Source organism: Kitasatospora sp. NPDC048540, assembly GCF_040651175.1.
GTDB lineage: Bacteria > Actinomycetota > Actinomycetes > Streptomycetales > Streptomycetaceae > Kitasatospora.
In genome coordinates, this window is the sequence record NZ_JBEZIR010000117.1 from 1 (window position 1) to 20,755 (window position 20,755).

General features: G+C 75.2%; 18 protein-coding genes. 8 read left to right on the top strand and 10 right to left on the bottom strand.

Features of this window, described 5'->3' with window-relative positions; all coding sequences use genetic code 11:
* Together AB0D08_RS32010 and AB0D08_RS32015 are read right to left on the bottom strand one after the other, a co-directional pair.
* Positions 1-247 (bottom strand): sigma factor (locus AB0D08_RS32010; RefSeq protein ID WP_359893755.1); only part of this gene is annotated, 247 nt, incomplete at its 3' end.
* Between the two features lie 31 nt (positions 248-278).
* Entirely contained in the window at positions 279-608 is a 330-nt protein-coding gene (locus tag AB0D08_RS32015) for a YciI family protein (RefSeq protein ID WP_033822324.1), read from the bottom strand.
* A gap of 219 nt (positions 609-827) precedes the next feature.
* Between AB0D08_RS32015 and AB0D08_RS32020 the strand changes: the two genes are divergently transcribed.
* Both AB0D08_RS32020 and AB0D08_RS32025 read left to right on the top strand, forming a co-directional pair.
* Entirely contained in the window at positions 828-1,253 is a 426-nt protein-coding gene (locus AB0D08_RS32020; protein ID WP_149038342.1) for a hypothetical protein, read from the top strand.
* Positions 1,254-1,410: 157 nt separating this feature from the next.
* Positions 1,411-3,021 carry a serine/threonine-protein kinase gene (locus AB0D08_RS32025; protein ID WP_359893757.1) on the top strand — a complete coding sequence of 537 codons (1,611 nt, stop codon included), beginning with the start codon at positions 1,411-1,413 and terminating at the stop codon, positions 3,019-3,021.
* Here AB0D08_RS32025 and AB0D08_RS32030 read toward each other — a convergent pair.
* The gene (locus AB0D08_RS32030; protein WP_359893759.1) at positions 2,946-4,301 is read right to left on the bottom strand and encodes a glycoside hydrolase family 27 protein; all 1,356 of its coding nucleotides are present in this window, start codon (positions 4,299-4,301) and stop codon (positions 2,946-2,948) included. The two genes, AB0D08_RS32025 and AB0D08_RS32030, sit on opposite strands and share 76 nt — an antisense overlap.
* A 58-nt stretch (positions 4,302-4,359) precedes the next feature.
* On the bottom strand, positions 4,360-6,321 hold the full coding sequence (locus AB0D08_RS32035; protein ID WP_359893761.1) for a beta-galactosidase: 1,962 nt from the start codon (positions 6,319-6,321) through the stop codon (positions 4,360-4,362).
* Between the two features lie 234 nt (positions 6,322-6,555).
* On the opposite strand from AB0D08_RS32035, the gene AB0D08_RS32040 reads away from it, so the two are divergent.
* A complete protein-coding gene (locus AB0D08_RS32040; protein ID WP_359893762.1) occupies positions 6,556-8,190 on the top strand; it encodes an FAD-dependent monooxygenase in 1,635 nt (544 codons plus the stop codon).
* A gap of 24 nt (positions 8,191-8,214) precedes the next feature.
* Here AB0D08_RS32040 and AB0D08_RS32045 read toward each other — a convergent pair whose 3' ends face one another.
* From AB0D08_RS32045 to AB0D08_RS32055, 3 genes are all read right to left on the bottom strand, one after another.
* Positions 8,215-10,551: an arylsulfatase gene (locus AB0D08_RS32045; protein WP_359893764.1), complete on the bottom strand. Its 2,337-nt coding sequence runs from the start codon at positions 10,549-10,551 to the stop codon at positions 8,215-8,217.
* Positions 10,552-10,721: 170 nt separating this feature from the next.
* Complete coding sequence (locus tag AB0D08_RS32050; RefSeq protein WP_033823158.1) at positions 10,722-11,636, bottom strand: formylglycine-generating enzyme family protein; 915 nt, start codon at positions 11,634-11,636, stop codon at positions 10,722-10,724.
* A 134-nt stretch (positions 11,637-11,770) separates the two neighbouring features.
* Complete coding sequence (locus AB0D08_RS32055) at positions 11,771-11,959, bottom strand: hypothetical protein (RefSeq protein ID WP_359893780.1); 189 nt, start codon at positions 11,957-11,959, stop codon at positions 11,771-11,773.
* 158 nt (positions 11,960-12,117) lie between these two features.
* Between AB0D08_RS32055 and AB0D08_RS32060 the strand changes: the two genes are divergently transcribed.
* The 3 genes from AB0D08_RS32060 (at position 12,118) to AB0D08_RS32070 (ending at position 15,480) form a co-directional block, all read left to right on the top strand.
* Complete coding sequence (locus AB0D08_RS32060) at positions 12,118-12,921, top strand: SDR family oxidoreductase (protein ID WP_033823160.1); 804 nt, start codon at positions 12,118-12,120, stop codon at positions 12,919-12,921.
* Positions 12,922-13,039: 118 nt separating this feature from the next.
* Positions 13,040-14,104, top strand: coding sequence for a glycoside hydrolase domain-containing protein (locus AB0D08_RS32065; protein ID WP_359893766.1), 1,065 nt, complete (start codon positions 13,040-13,042; stop codon positions 14,102-14,104).
* Between the two features lie 101 nt (positions 14,105-14,205).
* Complete coding sequence (locus tag AB0D08_RS32070) at positions 14,206-15,480, top strand: geranylgeranyl reductase family protein (protein ID WP_033821269.1); 1,275 nt, start codon at positions 14,206-14,208, stop codon at positions 15,478-15,480.
* On the opposite strand, the gene AB0D08_RS32075 is transcribed toward AB0D08_RS32070, so the two are convergent.
* Positions 15,437-16,414, bottom strand: a complete 978-nt coding sequence (locus tag AB0D08_RS32075) for a 2-dehydropantoate 2-reductase (RefSeq protein WP_359893767.1) — start codon at positions 16,412-16,414, stop codon at positions 15,437-15,439. The two genes, AB0D08_RS32070 and AB0D08_RS32075, sit on opposite strands and share 44 nt — an antisense overlap.
* Positions 16,415-16,705: 291 nt before the next feature.
* Between AB0D08_RS32075 and AB0D08_RS32080 the strand changes: the two genes are divergently transcribed.
* Entirely contained in the window at positions 16,706-17,608 is a 903-nt protein-coding gene (locus tag AB0D08_RS32080) for a LysR family transcriptional regulator (RefSeq protein WP_359893769.1), read from the top strand.
* Between the two features lie 273 nt (positions 17,609-17,881).
* On the opposite strand, the gene AB0D08_RS32085 is transcribed toward AB0D08_RS32080, so the two are convergent.
* Entirely contained in the window at positions 17,882-19,255 is a 1,374-nt protein-coding gene (locus tag AB0D08_RS32085) for a histidine-type phosphatase (RefSeq protein WP_033821268.1), read from the bottom strand.
* 230 nt (positions 19,256-19,485) lie between these two features.
* Between AB0D08_RS32085 and AB0D08_RS32090 the strand changes: the two genes are divergently transcribed.
* Entirely contained in the window at positions 19,486-19,824 is a 339-nt protein-coding gene (locus AB0D08_RS32090; RefSeq protein ID WP_033821267.1) for a hypothetical protein, read from the top strand.
* A 47-nt stretch (positions 19,825-19,871) separates the two neighbouring features.
* On the opposite strand, the gene AB0D08_RS32095 is transcribed toward AB0D08_RS32090, so the two are convergent.
* Positions 19,872-20,621 (bottom strand): dienelactone hydrolase family protein, encoded by a 750-nt coding sequence (locus tag AB0D08_RS32095; protein WP_359893772.1) that lies wholly within the window; start codon positions 20,619-20,621, stop codon positions 19,872-19,874.
* Positions 20,622-20,755: the final 134 nt, after the last annotated feature.

Genomic DNA, 20,755 nt, shown 5'->3' on the forward strand with positions numbered 1-20,755 from the left:
CCGGTCGGGGTGTGACGGCGGGCCAACCGTCAGGACCCCCCTCTTGGTCGACCGTGGTCAGCCAGGCGCCGGGGTTGTCCGGGACGCCGGTGGCCGGCCACTGCTCCAGCGCGGCCACCAGCGCGTCCTGGGCCAGCTCCTCGGCCAGGCCGACGTCGCGCACCAGGCGGGTGAGTGCCGCGATGATCCTCGCGGACTCGAGCCGCCAGAGCGCGTCGACGGTGCGGTGCAGGCCGGTGGAGGTCACGGCGCGGTACCCGGGGTGGTCCGGTGGCCCGTCAGGGGCCGAAGACCTGCTGGATCACGCTCTCGCCGTCGCCGACGATCCGGCGGAAGCGGCGGCCCATCTCGATCGCCTCCTCCCTGGAGCCGACCTCGACCAGGGCGAAGCCGGCCACGGCCTCCCGGGCCTCGGCGAACGGCCCGTCGGTGACGGTGATCTCCTCACCCGCGGAGGTGATCCGCACCCCGCCCGGCTCCAGACCGCCGGTGGCCAGCAGTACGCCGGCGGCGGTCAGTTCCTCGATGAACCTGCCCATCTCGGCGAACAGCTTCTCGTCGGGGGCGGGGGTGGTGTCGGTCGGCCGGGTGGTCATCAGGTAGCGCATGGGGCCTTCTCCTTCGGTGGGGTCGGTCGGTGTGCCGGAGCCGATGCTCTGCCTGTACGTCGAACCACCCTATGTGACAGGGAACGCCCACCGGGGCGGATTGAGTAGCCGTACTCAGGCGGGGAGGACGGGCGGTCCGCGAGAGTTGTCCGTGTGCGTCCGGGCGGCAGGGCCCGGAGGCGGCTGACGACAACGCGTCACGGAACACAGGGGGACTACATGGACAGGCGTACGGGTCTCTGGCCGATGGCGGCGGTGGCGGTGGGCGTGCTGGTCGCGTTCGCCGGACCGGCCGTGGGAGCTCAGGCGGCCACCGCGGGTGAGGTGCTGCCGCACCCGGGGCCGGACGGGCTGATCTGGATCCCGGAGTGGACCGGCGACGGGGGCGCGGTCACCGGCGGGGCGAGCGCGGACCGGCCGTTCACCGTGACGGTCGGCTGCCAGGGCGGCGGGGACGTGCAGGTCACGGTGGTCCCGGGCGGCGGCGACCCCACACCGGTCACGTTCCGGGTCGGGTGCCCGGAGGACGGGACGGGCCTCGGCTCGGTGGAGCTCGCGGGGGAGCAGGGCCGCTCGTTCGGGGTGCAGGTGCACACCTCGGCGCCCGGGATCCGCTGGGGCCTGACCGCCACCCAGCGGGACTGAGCGGGCCGGCCGCCGGGTCGTGGTCGAAGGACCGCCCTCCCCGAACGGCCGGGGCGCGTACGGCCCGGCGGATCTCCCCGTCCGGGCGGCGAGGCTGACGGTCCGTCGGGGGAGGCGGACGCCGCCCGGCGGTGATCGAGTGCCGTACAGTGCGGGCATGGAGGCACTGGGTGGGGCGGATCCCCGGCGAATAGGCGACTTCCGGCTGCTGCGGCGCCTCGGGGCGGGCGGCATGGGCGAGGTCTACCTCGGCCGTACCGCGGGCGGCCGGACGGTGGCGGTGAAGACCGTGCGCGGGGAGTTCGCCGCGGACCACGAGTTCCGGGTGAGGTTCCGTCAGGAGGTGCTCGCCGCCCGTCAGGTGGGCGGCCGGTGGACGGCCCCCGTCCTGGACGCCGACACCGAGGGGCCGCAGCCGTGGGTCGCCACCGGCTACGTCGCCGGGCCCTCGCTGACCTCCGCCGTACGGGAGTTCGGGCCGCTGCCCGGCGAAGCGGTGCGGGTGCTCGGGGCGGGGCTGGCCGAGGCGCTGACCGCCGTGCACGCGGTCGGGCTGGTGCACCGGGACGTCAAGCCCTCCAACGTCCTGCTGGCGCTGGACGGACCGCGCCTGATCGACTTCGGCATCGCCCGTTCACTGGACGCGGCTACCTCGCTGACCCGGTCCGGCTTCGTGATCGGCTCGCCCGGCTACCTCTCGCCCGAGCAGGCCCAGGGCCAGGAGGTCGGACCGGCCAGCGACGTCTTCTCGCTCGGCGCGGTGCTCGCCTTCGCCGCCAGCGCGAGCGCGCCGTTCGGCGAGGGCGCCAGCGCCCCCGTCCTGCTCTACCGGGTCGTGCACGAGGACCCCGACCTGCGGCGGCTCGGCGAGGCCGACCACGGCCTGCGCGATCTGATCGCCGCCTGTCTGGCCAAGGACCCGGCCGACCGGCCGACGCCGGAGCAGCTGCGCGAACAGCTCGCCGCCGGCACCCCGGCCGGGCCGGGCGGGGACTGGCTGCCGCCCGCGGTGGCCGGTTCGGTGGCGCGGCTGGCGGTCGAACTGCTGGACCTGGACACCGAGGCCGCCGACGACGGCCCGGCGGCCGGCCCCGGCACACCCACCGGCCAGTTCGGCCCCCCGATGCCGATGCCGACGCACGTACCCGCGCCGCCGCACACACCGACACCGACCCAGCTGCCGACGGCCGCTCCCACCGGCCCGACGGGAGCGGCCCCGGGGTCGCGCGGCCCGGTGCTGGTCGCCGCCGCCGTCGCGGTGGTGCTGGTGGCGGGGCTGGCGTTCTGGTTCACCCGGGGGACGGGACTGGCCGGCGGCGGCAAGCACCGCAACCAGGTGGCCACGACCGGCGGCGGCAGCGCCACCGGCCACGGCGCCCAGACCCCGGCCGCCGCGCAGAACTCCACCCCGGCGGGCCAGGCCGCCGCGAGCCAGGTGCCGGACGGCTACCTGGGCACCTGGTCGGGCAACCTCGGCACCCCGGCGCACCCCGGCCGGGCCGAGTTCAAGATCACCATCGGCCAGGGCGGCAAGGGCGACCTGGTCGGCAGCATCCACAACAACACCGGCCCCGGCACCGGGTACTGCGACAGCAGCGCCCTGCTGGTCTCCGTCGACGCCGCCCGCCTGGTGCTGAAGACCTCGCCGACCACCGGCCTGAGCGGCTGCGTCGCCAACCCCTCCCCGCAGGTCTACACCCGCAACACCGACGGCAGCCTGCACCTGGAGGTCGACGGCTTCACCGGCGACCTCGCCCGCCAGCGCTGACCCGGGCCGTCCGCCACCGCGCGCGGCTCGAGCCGGTAGACCGCCGTGCCGTGGCCGGGCACCTCGGCGCCGAACGGGACGGACGGGCCGGCGACGGTCGCGGTGCGGCCGGTCCACAGGTCGGTGACGGCGTAGGAGCCCGCGTCCGGCAGACCCGCCGCGGCGGCGGTGGTGGCGAGCACCGCCGGGCCGTCGCCGGTGTTGGTGAGGGAGACCGAGCGGCCGCCGTCCGCCAGCGGCCTGCTGACGACGAGCCGGCCCTCCCGGTCGTCGATCACGGTGCCCTGGGCGCCCAGCGGGTCCTGGTCGACGGCGATCACCCCGGGCGTGGCGAGCAGGTCCCTGATCCTGGCGGGCATCGCGGTGAGCCGGTTCCCGGCGATCAGCGGCGCCGCCATCTGGGCCCACAGGGCGAGGTGGGTGCGGGCCTCGTCGTCGCTCAGGCCGCCGACGCCGACCTCCAGCATGTCCGGGTCGTTCCAGTGCCCGGGACCGGCCTGCCCGGCCAGCCGGGCATTGACCCCGGTGATGTCCAGGACGCCCTGCGCACTTCCGTCGGCCGGATCGGCGCGGGTGGCCCAGGCCGCGGTGATGTCCTCGGTGGTGCGCCACAGGTTGGCGACCGGCGACCAGTCGTACCGGGCGCCGTTCTTGTCGGGGTGGTAGCTGTTCGGGTTGATGCTGTAGACGATCGGGCGGCCGGTGTCCCGCAGCGCGTCGCGCATCAGGGTGAACGCGGCGACCTGGTCGGCGAGCGTCCCCTCCGGCGAGCACCAGTCGTACTTGAGGTAGTCCACGCCCCACTCGGCGAAGGCGGCGGCGTCCTGCCGCTCGTGCCCCCGGCTGCCGGTCGCGCCGGGCAGCGCGCCGCCGCGCTGCGCGCAGGTCCGCTCGGTCGGCACCTGGTACAGGCCGAACCGCAGGCCCAGCGCGTGCACGTGGTCCGCCAGCGCCTTGATCCCGGCGGGGAACCGGACGGGGTCGGCGACCAGCCGGCCGGCCCGGTCGCGTTCCGGGGCCATCCAGCAGTCGTCGACCACGACGTACCGGTACCCGGCCTCGCGCAGACCGGAGGCGGCCAGGGCGTCGGCGGAGTCCCGGATCAGCTGTTCGTCGATGGCGCAGCCGTAGGAGTTCCACGAGTTCCACCCCATCGGCGGGGTACGGGCGGTGCCGTTGTCCAGCGCGGCCGCGCCGGGGGCCGGGACGAGCAGCCCGGCCGCGGCGGCCAGCACCAGGGCGGCGGCGGACAGCTTCGGCGCGCGGAGGCGGCGGTGCACGGCGGACTCCTTCGTACGGGCGGAAGGGCGGGAGGGCGGGTGGGTCGGGTGCCGGCGTTCAGGGCGCGTCGGTGAGCGCCGCGTGCAGGGTGACCGGCCGGGGCCGGAGCTGGTGCAGGTCGAACAGCAGCAGTTCGTTGGTGCCCGCGCGCAGCCAGGGCGCCGGGCAGTACAGGCGCTGCTGCGGGCCGATCTGCCAGTAGCGGCCCAGGTTGCGGCCGTTGACCCAGACCACGCCCTTGGTCCAGCCCGACAGGTCGAGGTAGGTGTCGCCGAGCCGGGTCAGCTCGAAGGTGGTCCGGAAGAAGATGCCGGGCCGCCGCGGATCGCCCACCCCCGGGACGAGCGAGGCGACGAACGGCTCGTCCATCGGCAGCAGCGTGGTCCGCCAGTCCGTCAGCTCCCCGGTGAGCGGACCGGCGTCCCGCAGCGTCACCGGGCCGAGGAGGCCCTTGCGGTCGGCCAGCGCCAGGCCGGTGTTGGTCCGGCCCATGCCCTCGACCAGCATGTCCAGCCGCGGGCCCGGGGCGCCCGTGGCCGTACCACCGGCCGGGCCCAGGTCCAGGGTGGGCGGCGGGCCGTCGGTGGCGATGCCCAGCGCGTCGGTGACGGCCGCGGGCAGCGACTGCCGGGCGAAGGTCCCCAGGTACCGGCCGTCCAGGCAGACGGTCGCGTAGTCGTGCACCCGCTCCGCGGCGAGCCGCCCGCCGCGCAGGCCGGGCAGCCGCCTGCTGTACAGCACGAAGCCGGTGTTCTGGCCGTACGCCTCCATCGGCCGGGGGGCGGCGCCCGGCTCGGCGGGCAGCGGACCGGGCAGGTTGTCCCAGAGCGAGGCGTACGGCTCCGGCAGCAGCGCGGGCACGTCATCGCCGGTCAGGGTGGGCACGGCCGCCGGTGGTTGCGGCGGCGGGACGGCCAGGTGCGCGGCGATCACCGCGCGGTACGCGGCGTAGCGGGCGGTGGGCACGCCCTGTTCGGTGATCGGGGCGCCGTAGTCGTAGCTGGTGATGTCGGCGCGGTAGCCGCCGCCCAGGTCGTCGGCGTTGGCCCCGGCGGTGAAACCGAAGTTGGTGCCGCCGTGCACCATGTAGATGTTGAACGACAGGCCCTGCTCCATGCAGCCGCGCAGGGTGGCCGAGATGTCGTTGCCGCGCCCCTGGAAGGTGTCGTCGCCCCAGTGGGTCAGCCAGCCCGGGTAGACCTCGCCGGCCAGCGCGGGCACACCCGGGAACGCCCGGCGGGCGGCGGCGATGGCGGCCGCATCACCGCCGCTGAGCCCGATCGCGCCGCCGTCGACCACGGTCCGGGCGCTCTCGGCCTGGGCGAGCACGTCCTCGGTGTAGAACGGCCCGTCGACGCCGTGGTCGAGCCACAGCCTGCGCAGCTCCTCCAGGTAGCCGGAGCCGCTGCCGACGGACGCGTACTCGTTCTCCAGCTGCACCATCAGGACCGGACCGCCGTTGGACGCCAGCAGCGGCCCGATCCGGGGCGCCAGCGCGGCGACGTACCGGGCGACGGCCGCCAGGTACCTGGGGTCGTCCGCGGAGCCGACCCGCAGCCGGATGTCCGGGTCCCGCAGCAGGTACGGCGGCAGACCGCCGAGGTCCCACTCGCCGCAGACGTACGGGCCCGGGCGCAGCAGCACCCGCATCTCCTCCTGCCGGCACAGGTCGATGAAGCCTTCGACGTCGCGCCGGTCGGTGCGCAGGTCGAAGACGCCGGGCGACTCCTCCAGCTGGTTCCACATGACGTACAGGGCGATGGTGTTCAGCCCCATCGCGCGGGCCGTCCGGATCCGGTGGCGCCAGTACTCGACCGGGATCCGGGCCGGGTGCATCTCCCCGCTGCGGATCTGGAACGGCGCGCCGTCGAGCAGGAACCCGCTGCCGTCGGCGGTGAAGCCGAACCCGCGCCGTCCGGCCGGAGCCGCCGCCGGGGCCGGTGCCGCGGCCGGGGCCGCGCCGGTGACCAGCGCGGCGGGGCCCAGGATTCCGACGGACAGGAAGCGGCGACGATCCACGGTGCCCTCCTCGCGAACCGGCGGTGCACGTACCGCCTCTGACCGGCAGTCAACCAGGGCACCCGCCCCGGCCGGCGGCAGGACGCGCCGGGGCCGTCGGGCGGTTCGGCGGCGCGTGCGGCCGCCCGGGCCAGGTCCCCCCGGCGTCGCGAGTGGCGGGCCGGTACCCGGTCGGGGCAGCCTGGAACGGTGGGGCGGCCCCGGGGGTCGCTCCCGGACGGCAGGAGGCGGATCATGGCCGAGGTCGACGTCCTGGTGGTCGGAGCGGGCCCGGTCGGGCTGACGGCGGCGGCCGAGTTACGGCGCCGCGGCGTCGACTGCCGGATCATCGACCGGCTGCCCGCCCCGCAGCTGTACGCCAAGGCCGTCGGCGTCCAGCCCAGGACGCTCGAGCTGTGGGAGGCCATGGGAATGTCGCGGGCGGCACTGGACGAGGCCGTCCCGATGCTCGGCCAGCTGCTCTTCGAGAACGGCCGCCCCGGCCCGAGGGTCGAGCTGGCGCTGCCGCCGGAGATCCCGTACCGCTTCGCCGCGCTGCCGCAGTACACCACCGAGCGGCTGCTCACCGAGCACCTCGCGGGCTACGGCACCACCGTGGAGCGGGGCACCGAGCTGCTCTCGGCCGAGCAGGACGAGGACCTGGTCAGGGCCACCCTCAGCACCCCCGACGGCACCGAGCAGCTCCGTGCCCGCTACGTGATCGGGTGCGACGGCGCGCACAGCCGGGTGCGGCGCGCGGCCGGTCTGAGCTTCGAGGGCGACGCGTTCCCGGAGCAGTACATGCTCGGCGACGTGGAGGTCGACTGGGACCTGCCCGCCGGGTACGGCGTCCGGGCGAGCCACCGCGACGGCGACGGCCGGGTGGACGACATCCTGGTGTGCATCCCCCTGCCCGGCCACCGCCGCTACCGGATGTCGATGACGGTCCCGCCCGAGCTCGGCGGCGGCGCCGACGGGCCGGACGGCGTCACCCACGGCCTCGACGCCGGCCGGGTCCCCGAACTGCGGCACATCCAGGACGTCCTCGACCGGCTCTCGCCCTCCCCCACCACCGCCTCCCGCCTGCGCTGGTCCTCGACGTTCCGGATCAGCCACCGGCTGGTCGACCGCTACCGCACGGGCCGGCTGTTCGTCGCCGGGGACGCCGCCCACATCCACCCGCCCACCGGCGCCCAGGGGATGAACACCGGCGTCCAGGACGCCTACAACCTGGCCTGGAAGCTCGCGCTGGTGGTCCGCGGCGTCGGCGCCGAGGACCTGCTGGAGAGCTACCAGGCCGAGCGGCACCCGGTGGGGGAGGAGGTCGTCGGCCGCACCGTCCGGCACGCCAGGGACGGCGTGGACGCCGACCCCGAGGACCTCACCACCGTCCTGCTGCGCGAGGCGCAGCTGCTGGTCGGCTACCCCGACAGCCCCCTGGTGGACCCGGCCCCGCCCGGCGGCCTCCCCGGCGGCCCGGTGCCCGGGGACCGCGCCCCGGACTGCACCGGGCTCACCCGCGACCTCGCCGCCTTCCCCCAGCGCCTGTTCGACCTGCTGCGCGGCCCGCACCACACGCTGCTGCTGTACGCCGGTCCCGGTACCGCCGCCGACGCGCTGCACGCCTGCGCCGCCGCGGCCACCACGGCCGCGCACGGCCTGCTCGACGTCTACGTCCTGACGGCGGACGCCCGGCCGGACGGCCTGCTGCTGCCGCAGGCCGAGGACACCGCGGGCACCTTCCGGGCCGCCTACGCGCCCCGCGACGGCGAGGCCTTCGTCGTCCGCCCCGACGGGTACCTCGGCGGCCGCTTCCACCCGGCTCGCCCGGAGCACCTCACCGCCCACCTGCGCCGCACCTTCGCCGCGACGGGCGCCGGGGGCGGGTGACCGCCCCCGTGCCCGGCGGCGGCCTCACTCCCGGGCGAGCATGGCCTCGGCCTCGGCCACCAGGTCGATGTAGGGCTCACCGGTGACGTCGACGGCGACCCGGTGCAGGGTGCCGCCGGTGAAGGTGCAGGGGGCGGGCGAGGGGTAGTCGGAGGTGACGGCCTCGCCGCTGTCGCGGCCGACGGTGAGCCCCTCCCCGGCGAGGGTGAACCGGCCCGGCTGGGTCCTGATCCGGCCCTCGCCGACCTTCCGCTCACCGTGGTAGAGGCTCAGGACGCCGGTGGCGACGCCCGGGGTCACCTCGCCGTCCTTCTCGAAGGAGGCGGCGAGGATCACGTCGGTCCCGGTGGGCAGCTCCTCGGAGCCGGTGACGTGCTGCTCCTCGCTGCCGAGGAAGTTGTAGACGTAGTGGAGCCGGTCGTCCTTGACGTAGAGCGCGTGGCCGCCGAACCGGCCGCCGTGGGCGAACAGCACGTCCGAGGCCCCCGGGCCGGGGAGGTCGACCAGCGCGCCGATGCTGTAGGAGCGGTTGCGGATGTTGACCGCGAGGGTCTCGGGGACCTCGGAGCCGCCGGGCCGGTACACGTAGCGGCCGCGCGGCGGGGTCAGCTGCGGCCGCGGGGTGGAGAGGATCTCCAGGGCGGAGCGGTCGTCGAGCGGGAACGCCTGGTTGACGCCGGCCTCGTAGAACCACAGGCCGATCAGCCGGCTGAGCCGGGCGGGCTCCTGCTCGGCGAGGTCGTGCAGCTCCGAGCGGTCCACGTCGGTGTGGTACAGCTCCCAGGTGTCCTCGTCGAAGCGGCTCCAGCCGCTGATCGCCGGGTGGGTGGTGACGGCCTTCCAGCCCTGGTGCCAGATGCCGCGGGTGCCGAGCATGGAGTAGAACTGCGTGTTCCGGGTGGTGGGAACGCCCGGGGCGTCGAAGCTGTAGCGCATGCTGACGCCCTGGAGCGGGAGCTGGGTGTACCCCTTCACCGTCTCCGGCAGCTCCAGGCCGATGCAGTCCAGCACGGTGGGGACGATGTCGATGGCGTGGTGGTACTGGGTGCGGACCTCACCGCGGGAGGCGATACCGGCCGGCCAGGCGATGATGCACGGGTCGCAGGTGCCGCCGTTGAAGGAGTACCGCTTCCACATCTTGAACGGCGTGTTGAAGGCCATCGCCCAGCCGTTGGGGTAGTGGTTGTAGGCCTCCACCCCGCCGAGCTTGTCGATCATGGCCAGGTTCTCGGCGAGGTCGTCCTCGACGTTGTTGAAGAACTTGTTCTCGTTGACCGAGCCGTTCGGGCCGCCCTCACCGGAGGCGCCGTTGTCGGAGACCACGACGAAGACGGTGTTGTCGAACTGGCCGATGTCGTCGAGGTAGGCCAGCAGGCGGCCGATCTGGTCGTCGCAGTGGGAGACGAAGCCCGCGTACACCTCGGCCATCCGGGCGAACAGGCGGCGTTCGTCCTCGTTCAGCTCGGCCCAGGGCCGGGTGTAGTCCAGGGCGGGGAACGGCTCGCCGTTCGGGCCGCTGCGGCTGTAGGGGCTGCCGATCGGGTTGAGCGGCGGCAGCTCGGTGTCGGCCGGGACCAGGCCGAGCTTCTTCTGGCGGGCCAGGATCTGCTCGCGCATGGCCTCGTAGCCCGCGTCGAACCGGCCCCGGTAGCGGTCGATCCACTCGCGCGGTGCCTGGTGCGGGGCGTGGGCGCAGCCCGGCGCGTAGTAGAGGAAGACCGGGCGTTCGGGGGCGAGCGCCTTGACGTCGTCGATGTACTGGATCGCCTTGTCGGTGATGTCGACGCCGAAGTGGTAGCCCTCCTCGGGCGTGGCGGGCTGTTCGACCGGGTGGTTGTCGTGGACCAGGTCGGGGTACCACTGGCTGGTCTCGGCACCGAGGAAGCCGTAGAACCGTTCGAAGCCGCGCCCGGTGGGCCAGTTGCGGCGGGTGGAGGCGAGATTCATCTCGTCCTCGGGACACAGGTGCCACTTGCCGGTGATCGCCGTGCGGTAGCCGTGCTCGACCAGCACCTCGGCGATGGTCGCGCACTGCGGCGGGATGTGGCTGTTGGCGTTCGGGAAGCCGATCGCGGCCTCGCTGATGCACGCCATGCCGTTGGTGGTGTGGTTGCGTCCGGTCAGCAGCGCGGAACGGGTCGGGGAGCACAGTGCGGTGGTGTGCCACTGGGAGTAGCGCAGACCGCTCTGCGCCAGCCGGTCGATGTGGGGGGTGTCGATCGGGCCGCCGTAGCTGCTCAGCGCACCGAAGCCGACATCGTCCAGGACGATGTACACGACGTTCGGTGCGCCCTCGGGGGCCTTCGGTTGCTCGTACGCCGACCAGTCCGGCACAGAGCCACGGACGTCGAGGTTCACCACTCCGCGAAACGTCGGAGGCACGGGTCCCGCCTTCCACCGGTACGCCCGCACCACGGATCGGTGCGGGCTCCTGGCCGCCATGCTGGTACCGGCGTCCGGCGGTGTGCGGGGCGGCACGCGTGGCCGACCGGGTGAACGGACCCCGGCGGCGGACCGCCGGTGCGGGCGGTTCAGCGCACCACGCAGCGGAACCCGAGGTGGCAGGTGGCGGTGTCCTCGGTCTGCCCCTGCCGGGCCGCCGGCCGGTAGCGCAGGCAGTAGGCGGGCGCGCACAGGTGCGAGCCGCCCTTGACCACCCGCCGGGGGAAGCGCTCCGCCGCCGGCCCGGCGGGGTCCGGCGGCGGGGTGTCGACCCGGGGGTTGCGCGGGACGCAGCAGGCCGAGGGCGCCGGGTCGGGATGCCGGACGGTGTAGTGGTCACGGGTCCACTCCCAGACGTTGCCCGCCATGTCGTGCAGGCCGTAGCCGTTGGGCGGGTAGCTGCCCACCGGGGTGGTGCCCGGGGCGGGGCCGGCCTTCCCGGCGGGCCGGTACTCCCACGGGAACCGGCCGTGCCAGGTGTTGGCCATCCGGCGGCCCCTCGGCGTGAACTCGTCGCCCCACGGGAAGACCGCCGAGGCGAGACCGCCCCGGGCGGCGAACTCCCACTCCGCCTCGGTCGGCAGCTCCTTGCCCGCCCAGGCGGCGTAGGCCCGGGCGTCCTCGAAGGAGACCTGGGTGACCGGGTGCCGGTCGCGCCCGTTGCGCGGGCTGCCCGCGCCGTACGGGCGGTGCCAGGACGCGCCCGGGGTGTAACTCCACCACCGGCGCCAGTCGTCGAGGTCGACCGGCCCTGGGGTCATCCGGAAGACCAGCGCGCCGGGGACGAGCCCGGCCGGGTCGGCCCCGGGATAGTCGGCGGGGTCCACCGGACGCTCGGCCACGGTCAGGTAGCCGGTCGCGCGCGTGAAACGGCGGAAGGCGGCCACGGTGACGGGGTGTTCGTCCATCCAGAAGCCGTCCACCACCACCGGGTGCACCGGCCGTTCCTCCGGGTAGAACGCGTCGGACCCCATCAGGAACGAGCCCCCAGGGATCCGTACCATGCCCCGGGCCGGCGCCGGGAGCGGTCGCTGCGCAGTCGTCGTCACGACACCTGACGGTGCACCACCTCGGGTGGGTCCGGCGCCGCGACACGCCCGGGCCGGTCCGCGGGACGCGGGTCACCGCCGGGTCCGGGTCACCGCTTCAGCGCCCGGTACCGCTTGAGCAGCGCCGTGAGCCGGGCCGGGTCGCCCGCGCCGTTCAGCTCCGCCAACAGCGCGTCGGGGCACAGTTCGTAGTGGTCACCCCACCAGCGGCGCACCTTGTTGTCCCAGATCCGGTACCCGCCCGGTACCCCCCGCGCCACGTACCGCCGCCCGCCCACCGCACCAGCCTCCCCGGGAGCGGCCCGCGCGGTGCCCACCGCCCGGCAGCGTACCGGCGCCGCAGCGGCCCCGCACCGCCGTACCGCCGTACCGCCGCCGCCGGAGCAGCACTATGATCATCTGACTGTCAGTCACCCGGACGGAGACCCGAACACCCATGGCGGACCAGCGCGTTGTCATCGTCACCGGCGGCGGTACCGGAATCGGCGCCGCCACCGCCAGGCTGCTGCGGGCCGGCGGGCACCAGGTGGTCGTCTCGGGCCGGCGGCCGGAACCGCTGCGGCGCGTCGCCGCGGAGACCGGCGCCCTCGCCCACCCGTCCGACACCACCGACCCGGACGGCATCCGGTCACTGGTCGACGCGACACTGGCCGCCTTCGGCCGGCTCGACGGACTCGTCGTCAACGCGGGCATCGGGCGTGGCGGCGCCGTCGGCGACCTCTCCCCGGAGGACTGGGAGACCGTCATGCGGACCAATGTGACCGGCCCGTTCCTGCTGCTGCGGGCCGCACTGCCGCACCTGCTGGCGGCCCGCGGCGCGGTGGTGGCCGTCGCCTCGGTGTCCGCGCTGCGCAACGGCCCCGGCAACGCCGCGTACGCGACCTCCAAGGCGGCGCTGCTCCAGCTCTGCCGCTCGCTCGCCGTCGACTACGGCCACCGGGGGCTGCGCGCCAACACCGTCTGCCCGAGCTGGGTGCGGACCGAGATGGCCGACCGGCGGATGGCCCGGTTCGCCGACGAGGCCGAGCTGCCCGGCGGCGCCGAACAGGCGTACCTGGAGGCGACCCGGCTCAGCCCGATCCGGCGGCCCGGCGAGCCGGAGGAGGTCGCCGAGGCGATCGACTGGCTGCTGTCACCGGCGGCCGGACTGGTCAACGGCGCCGTGCTGACCGTCGACGGCGGGACCAGCGCCCTCGACCCGGGCACCGCCGCGTTCGACTTCCACCTGCGCCCGCGCTGACCGAGGGCCTGGGCCCGGCGGCCGGGGGCGGATTGGCCCGGGCGGCCGGGCGGGTGATAGGCATGCCCCTTGATCCCGCGACCGCCCGTCGCACCAGCTCCGACCTGCGAGGACCCCCGTGGCCGACGGCCCCCACCACGCCCCGTCCAAGGCCGCCCCGTCGAAGGCCGGCCGGTCCAGGGCGGCGCTGCCCGCCGTCCTGCTGACCGCCGGCCTGCTGCTGGCCGGCTGCGCGAAGCCCGCGGACGATCCCCGCGCGGCCCCGACCGCCGCACCCGCCGGTGACGCGGCCACCGCCACCCCCGCCGCGGCCGGGAGCACCGGCCCCTCGCCCACCGCGACGGCCTCCGCCTCGCCCTCGCCGTCCGGCTCCGCCGCCCCGCCCTCGCCGACCCCGTCCGGGTCCGGGTCCGCGGCGGCCCGCGCGAGCGACCCCGCCCCCTCCGCGCCGCCGGCCGGGAACTCCACCGGAACGGCCTTCACCGGCCTCGCCTTCGACACCTGCACCGCACCCCCGCTCAGCACCATGAACGCCTGGCGCGGCACGTCCCCGTACGGCGCCGCCGCCGTCTACATCGGCGGCCGCAACCGAGGCTGCGCACAGCCGCAGCTCACCCCCGCCTGGGTGAGCGCCGTCAGCACGTCAGGCTGGCGCCTGATCCCGCTGTACGTCGGAGCCCAGCCGCCCTGCCAGACCGGCAGCAGCCCGGAGAAGATCACCGCGGAGAGCGCCGGGACGCTCGGCGCGGCCGACGGCGCGGACGCCGCGGCCAAGGCGTCGGCCCTCGGGATGCGGCCCGGCAGCACCCTCTACCTCGACGTCGAGGCCTACGACGCGACCGACACCGCCTGCGCCGCCGCCGTCCTGACGTACACCCGGGCCTTCGACCGGGCCCTGACCACGCGCTCCTACCGCCCCGGCTTCTACGGCTTCGCCGGCTCCAGCGCCGCCGGGGTCGCCGCCGCCGTCGCCCAGGGCGGCCCCGATCTGCCGGAGTCGCTCTGGTACGCCAAGTACGACGGCGCCGCCGACACCACCGGCAGCTTCCCGTACGCCGCCGGCCTGTTCACCGGCCACCACCGGGCCCACCAGTACCAGGTCAACCAGCGCGAGACCTACGGCGGCGCCACCCTCACCGTCGACCGCAACGCCTGGGACGCCCCCGTCGCCCTCACCCCCTGAGCTCCCCGGCCGCGCACCGGGGATGAGGGAGTGTCACGCGGGGCAGAAGCGGGAAGGGTTTGGTTCAATCGACGCGGATGCCGTCGGCGCGGGAGGGTGGTATGGCTGCCGGGGAGGAAGCGCAGGTCATCGTGGTGGGCGCCGGGCCCGCGGGGTCCAGTGCGGCCCTGCACCTGGCGCGCGCCGGGGTGGACGTCCTGCTGCTGGAGAAGGGCGACTTCCCCCGCGAGAAGGTGTGCGGTGACGGACTGACACCCCGCGGCGTGCACCAGCTGGTCCGGATGGGCATCGACCTCGACGAACCCGGCTGGATGCGCAACCGCGGGATGCGCTGGATCTGCGGCGGCCACCAGGCCGACATCGACTGGCCCGGCCTCGGCCGCTACCCCGACTTCGGACTCACCCGCACCCGGCACGACTTCGACGACATCCTGGTCCGGCACGCCCGGGCGGCCGGCGCCCGGCTGCGGGTCGGCGTGAAGGTCACCGGCCCCGTCCGGGACCGGGCCGGGCGGATCGTCGGCGTCGAGGCCGTCACCGGCGCGGAACGCGAACCGGCCGTCCACCGGGCGCCGCTGGTGATCGCCGCCGAGGGCGCCTCCGCCAGGACCGCCCTCGCGATGGGACTCGAACGCGACCGGCGCCGGTCCATCGCGACCGCCGCCCGCCGCTACTACCTCAGCCCCACCCGCACCAAGGACGAGTACCTCGAACTCTGGGCCGACCTGCGCTGCTCCCGCACCGGCCGCGACCTGCCCGGCTACGGCTGGATCTTCCCGCTCGGCGACGGACGCGTCAACGTCGGCCTCGGCGCCCTCCCCCACCGCCGGCACGGCACCGTCGACCTGCGCGCCACCTTCGACCGGTGGCTGGCCCGGCTGCCCGAGGAGTGGGGCCTGCGCGAGGAGAACGCCGACTCCCCGCTGCGCAGCGCCGCCCTGCCGATGGGCTTCAACCGCCACCCGCAGTACGGCCGCGGCCTGCTGCTGGTCGGCGACAGCGGCGGCATGATCAGCCCGTGGAGCGGCGAGGGCATCGCCGAGGCCATGGAGGCCGCCGAGATCGCCGCCGAGACCGTCGCCCTCGCCCTGACCAGGCCCGAAGGCCCGCGGCGGGAGCAGGCCCTGCACCGGTACCCGGCCGAGATCCGCCGCCGCTGGGGTCGCTACTACCGGCTCGGAAACCTCGCCGCCGACCAGATCTTCAGCCGGGTCGGCTACCGCCCGCTGCTGCACCCCCGGGTGATGGCCAGCCCCGCCCTGGTCAACACGCTCGCCCGGCTGCTGACCCAGCTCACCGACGAACCCTCCCGGGACGCCACCGACCGCGTCCTCAGCACCCTGCTGCGGCTGGTCCCGGCCGGCCGCCGCCGCTGACCGGGCCCGTCGGGCCGCCCGCCAGCTCACCGACCAGCCGGGCCGTGACGGGCACCGGCACGCCGTGCCGGGCGGCGGCGCGCAGCAGCGCACCGCCGATCGCGTCGAGCTCCGACGGGAGGCCCGCCTCGACGTCGCGCTGCATCGACGACCTGGCGGTGTCCGGGAAGGCGTCGTACCGCGCCAGCGTCGCGGCCGGGTCCGCCGGTGCGCCGCACGCAGTGCTGACGGCCGCGGCCTCCGTGACGAGCGCCATCAACTCGGCGCGGTGACCGGACCGGACCGGGCCGATGCTCAGCCCGTACCGGGTGGTGAGCAGGGCGAAGGGGGCGAGGAAGGCCAGTTTGGCCCAGAGCATCGCCGTCTCGTCCCGGGTGGTCCGGGTGCGGACGCCCGCACTGCGCAGGACGGCCGCCGCCGGGTCCAGCAGGTCCGCCGGCCCGGCGAGGTCGACCTCGGTGAACGGGCTGCCGTGCTCGACCGCGCCCGGGCCGACCCGGGCCGACTCGACCCGGATGACGCCCGCGGCGACCCGCTCGGCCCCGAAGCGCCGACGCAGCGCGGCGGGGTGCTCGATGCCGTTGAGCAGCGGTACCACCAGGCCGCGCCGGACCGCCGCGGGCGGGATCCGGTCGAGCGCCGCGGCCAGCGAGGTCTGTTTGACCGTCACCAGGCACAGGTCGACCGGTTCCCGCAGTTCGGTGCCGGCCGCCACCCGGGCGGTGAACTCCCCGAACTGGGCGCTGCGGACGTGGAGTCCGCCCCGGCGCAGGGACCGCGCCGTCGGGGCGGAGGCCAGGCAGATCACCCGGTGTCCGGCCCGGGAGAGCAGGGCGGCCAGCAGGCCGCCGACGCCGCCGGGGCCGAGGACGGCCACGGTCCGGCGCCGGTCGCCGACGGCGGAGTCCGGGGGCGGCGGTGCGGTGGTGGGCACGGGAGGCTGGGTCCTTTCGTGCGGGCTTCGCGGAAGCGGCCTGGGCCGTGTCCGAGTAGGCGGGACAGCGGGGCGCCGGGAGTGACAGCGCGCGGTCCGTCCCGGGGAGATGACGGGTCGACACCCGCCGCCGTCCTCGCCGCGTCCGGATCGCTGCGAGGGCGGCGGCGGGTTGCCGCCCTGGGCCCTGTACCGATGATCGGCCGGGCCGGTGACCCCAGTCAATCCTCGGGTTCGCTTGGCCTGACCCGAGCACCACCTTGGGCCAGGACCGCCACTACCGTGGGCCGGGTGACCCTCGACGATCTCCGTGTCTTCGCCGCCGTGTGCCGGTCGGGCTCCCTGAGCGCCACCGCCCGCGACCTGACCTGCACCCAGTCCGCCGTCAGCCAGCACGTGAAGCGGCTCGAACGGGAGGTGGGCCTCACCCTGGTCGAGCGGCACCCGCGCGGCATCGTGCCCACCCAGGCGGGTCGGCTGCTGCAGGCGGCGGTCACCGACGGCCTCGGCACCATCGACCAGGCGCTGCGCAGACTCGGGGAACTCGCGCACGGGGAGGGCGGTTCGGTCCGGGTCACCACCGGGGCCACCACCGTGCGGCACTTCATGCCCGCCGCGGTGGTCGACTACCGGCGGCGCTTCCCCGGCGTCAGCATCGAGTTCCAGACCGAGATCTCCAGCCGCGGCTGCTTCGACGCGCTCGCCGCCGGCAGCGTCGACCTCGCCTGGATCACGCTCGGCGCCCCGGTCGGCGGCATCGAGCAGCGTGCCGTCATCGAACTGCCCTGGGTGCTCGCCGTCACGGCCGGGCACCCGCTGGCCGACCGGCCCCGGATCGAGCCCGCCGACCTCCAGGACACCCGCCTGATCGGCCTCCCGGAGAACTCGACCTCCCGGGTCCGGCTCGACTCCTGGCTGGCGGGATCGGGGATCCGGCCGGTCTTCGACACCAGCGTGGCCGACTGGGACACCGTGGTCCTGCTGGCCGAACTGGGACTCGGCCAGGCCGTCGTCCCCGCCCTGCCCGGCTGGCAGGGACCCGGGCACCCGGACCTGCGCCTGATCCCGATCCCCGCACTGCCGGCCCTGACCGCGGGCTGGGCGGTGCGCCGCTGGGACAGCCTCTCCCCGCCGGCCCGGGCGTTCGCTGACACCGTCGCCCGGCACTGCGAGCGGCGGCCCGCGGCGGGGTGAAGGGCGGGCAGGGTTGAAGGGCGGGCAGGGTTGCCGCCCGGCAGGAGTCGGCGCGCCCAGAGATCGAGATCGACCGGGGTGACAAGGTGCTCCGGCCACTGAGCTACACCGGCCCGAAGCCGGTGACGGGATTCGAACCCGCGACCTCCCCATGGACAGTGGAAGTAACCCTGGTCTGCGCACCTGGGCGCGTCGCCGACTGTACCGGCAGCACGGGCCCGGCCGGGCGGATTTTCCCGCCCGGCCGGACGGCACCCGTGCGCCGGGTCGACCTCAGCCGGCGGGCTGTGCGGTGGTGCGCCCGAAGCAGCGCTCCAGCTCGTTCAGGTCGTAGAAGTAGCTGCCCTCGGAGACCGGACGGCACCCGGGCTTGAAGGCGGTCTGCCGCTCGTTGTAGACCATGCGGACCAGGAACTTGTCGTCCTTGCGGAACAGGTCCCACTGGATGTTGGCCCCCATCGGTGCCACCGTCGCCCCGCGCCAGGGGTTGTCCGCGTAGGTGTACGGCTTCGCCGGGTCGGCCTGCCGGGTGCTGTCGGGCAGCTGCATCAGGGCGGCCAGCGGGATGATCTCCTCGGCGTGGGTGAACCGCAGTTCGGCGCCCAGATCGCTGGTACCGGCGCGCTTCGCCTCGGCCTTGGCGAAGAAGTCGTCGAGCAGCACACCGGCCATCCGGTACGTGATGTCGTCGCCCGCGAAGCCCGGGCCCTTGCTGTAGAACTCCTCGGCGTCGTCGAGGTAGCCGAACCAGGCGGCGTCGTCGGCGCCGAGGTAGCGGCCGAAGTGCCAGTCGCCCTCGTCGGCCAGGCTCGGGGTGATGCTCCACAGGCTGTACAGCGCCTCGGCCGCCGCCACCTCGTCGGTGACGCCGAGGCCCCGGTACGCGCCGGCGGCGACGCGGTCGACGAACGGGCGGCCGAACAGCCGCTCCAGCACCCGGCGGGAGACCCGGTGGGTGCGCTCCTGGCCCCGGATCGCCGTCAGGGTGGCGGCGAGCCGCGGGTCGTGGTCGACGTAGTCGCGGTAGTCCTTGTTGGCGGGCGCCTTGTGGAAGTACAGCAGGCCGGTGTCGGTGCGGGTGGCCCCGACCGCGGGCGCGAGGCCGGGTTCGGCGGCGACCAGCCCGCCGGTGAACGCCGCGCCGCTGTCGGTCGCCCGCTGCTGCCCGGAGCTCACCACGTCGATCCGCTCGGCGCCGCCGGAGGCCGCGATCCCGTCGAACAGCCCGGGCAGCCGGCGCTCCATCCGCACCGCCGTGTCACGGATCTCGCGCTTGCCGCGGCCGGTCAACTGCCCGTAGCCGACCCTGGCGTTGGCGTCCAGCAGGGCCTGGACGTCCGGGCCGAGGCGGCGGCCGGCCGGGGTCAGCGCGCCCTCGGCCTGCGCCTGGCGCCACAGGGCGAGCAGCAGATCCCCGTCCTCGCCGTCGGACAGCGCGCGGGAGCCGTGCCGGGAGGCGTTCTCGGTGAAGACGGGGGAGTAGCCGGCCGGCGGCCGCTGATAGTCGCGCGGCGACTGCTGCGGACGGTAGGGCGTCTTGGTGGTGAGCGCGGTGTCCACGCCGGCGGCCTGCGCGGGGGCGGCGGCCACGGCGGACAGCACCGCGCAGGCGGTCAGGGCTACGGCGGTGGTGGCGGTGCGTCGCATGATTCTCCGTCGGATCGGCCGGTGTCGGAAGCCGCCTCACCCTGGTGGGTACGCGTGACGCCCGGGTGGTGACCGGGTGACCTCCCGCCGACCGGACGGACAACGCCCGGCGCACGACCGGCGCCCGGCCCGGCGCGCGACGGCGGACTCGAATTGGCACGCTGTGCCGATTGAGGCCGATCATCCCGTTTGCCGGGTGCACGGCGGTCCGGCACGGGATGATCGGCGCTGTGACAGGTACCTGGTGGCAACACCGCCGTGATCAACTGCTGGCCGAGATCGCCCGAGAACTCGCCCCGTGGAGCGAGGACGAGCTGGACGACCCCGGCATCGGCGAACTGGCCGACCTGCTGGCCGACGCCGCCCGGCAGTGCACGGCCGACGCCCCGGGGCACCCGCGGACCGGCCGGTGCGCGGCACCCCTCGGCCGGGCGGCGCAGGAACTCGCCCTGGCCGACCGCTTCCTGGGCGGCTTCCTGCCACTGGTCGTCCGCCATCTGCACGCCGCACTGGGACTGGTCCGCGAGGCCCGCGCGGTCCTGGCGGCCGAACCGGCCGCGCTGAGCTGACCCGGCCGGCAGCCGGCCCGCGCTCCGAGGACGGCCCCGGACAGGCCCTAGCGGGCCACCCGGGCGGCCAGTTCGTCCAGGGTCCGATGCCAGGAGTCCGCCGCCGCCTTCTCGTGGTGGGTGTCCGGCCGCTCGTCGTTGAAGAAGCCGTGCCCGACGCCCTCGTAGGTGACCTGCTCGAACGCCGCGCCCGCCGCGGCCAGACGCTCACCGACCCGGTGCCACTCCCGCGGCGGCATCACCGAGTCGTCGGCGCCGAGGAAGCCGAGCAGGAAGCCGGCCCGCCCAGCAATCCGGTCCGCCAGGGCGACCGGGGCCACCGGCTCGGCGAGCGGGATCCCGCCGTCCAGCAGCCAGCCGCCGTAGTAGCTCACCACCAGGTCGAACGGCAGCTCGGTGGCGCCGAGCACCGCGATGTGACCGCCCAGGCTGAAGCCGAGCACCGCGACCCCGCCGGTGCCCGCGCACTCCACGGCCACCCGCCGGGCGGCCGTCAGGTCGGCCAGCACCTCGTCCCGGCGCAGTCCGGTCATCAGCCGACGGCCCTCGGTGCGGCCCTCCTCGTCGTACCCGAACCCGGCGCGCGGGGTGTCCCGCCAGTAGAAGTCGGGGGCGAGCACCGCATAGCCCTCGCCCGCCAGCCGGTTGCACACCAACCGCAGATGGCGGTTGACGCCGAAGAACTCGCCGGCCACCACCACCGCGCCCCGGGCGGCTCCCTTCCGCGGCAGCGCGAGGTACCCCTCGGGCCCTCCGCCGAGCGCGATCCAGCGAGCTTCGACCGCCACCTCAGTCACCGACATTCCTCCCGCTCCCGTGCGTGCGCGAGGAGTGTAGCCCTCCTTGACGAACCGTCAGAAACCGGTCGGGGGTGCCTGCGGATCCGACCGGTGGTGCGGAGTCGAACCGAACACGCGCGACGGGCCGTCAG

Excerpts from the sequence above, each read along its gene's own strand:
- AB0D08_RS32015 (WP_033822324.1), bottom strand. The coding sequence starts at position 608 with ATGCGCTACCTGATGACCACCCGGCCGACCGACACCACCCCCGCCCCC.
- AB0D08_RS32020 (WP_149038342.1), top strand. The coding sequence starts at position 828 with ATGGACAGGCGTACGGGTCTCTGGCCGATGGCGGCGGTGGCGGTGGGC.
- AB0D08_RS32025 (WP_359893757.1), top strand. The coding sequence starts at position 1,411 with ATGGAGGCACTGGGTGGGGCGGATCCCCGGCGAATAGGCGACTTCCGG.
- AB0D08_RS32040 (WP_359893762.1), top strand. The coding sequence starts at position 6,556 with ATGGCCGAGGTCGACGTCCTGGTGGTCGGAGCGGGCCCGGTCGGGCTG.
- AB0D08_RS32050 (WP_033823158.1), bottom strand. The coding sequence starts at position 11,636 with ATGGTACGGATCCCTGGGGGCTCGTTCCTGATGGGGTCCGACGCGTTC.
- AB0D08_RS32060 (WP_033823160.1), top strand. The coding sequence starts at position 12,118 with ATGGCGGACCAGCGCGTTGTCATCGTCACCGGCGGCGGTACCGGAATC.
- AB0D08_RS32070 (WP_033821269.1), top strand. The coding sequence starts at position 14,206 with ATGGCTGCCGGGGAGGAAGCGCAGGTCATCGTGGTGGGCGCCGGGCCC.
- AB0D08_RS32085 (WP_033821268.1), bottom strand. The coding sequence starts at position 19,255 with ATGCGACGCACCGCCACCACCGCCGTAGCCCTGACCGCCTGCGCGGTG.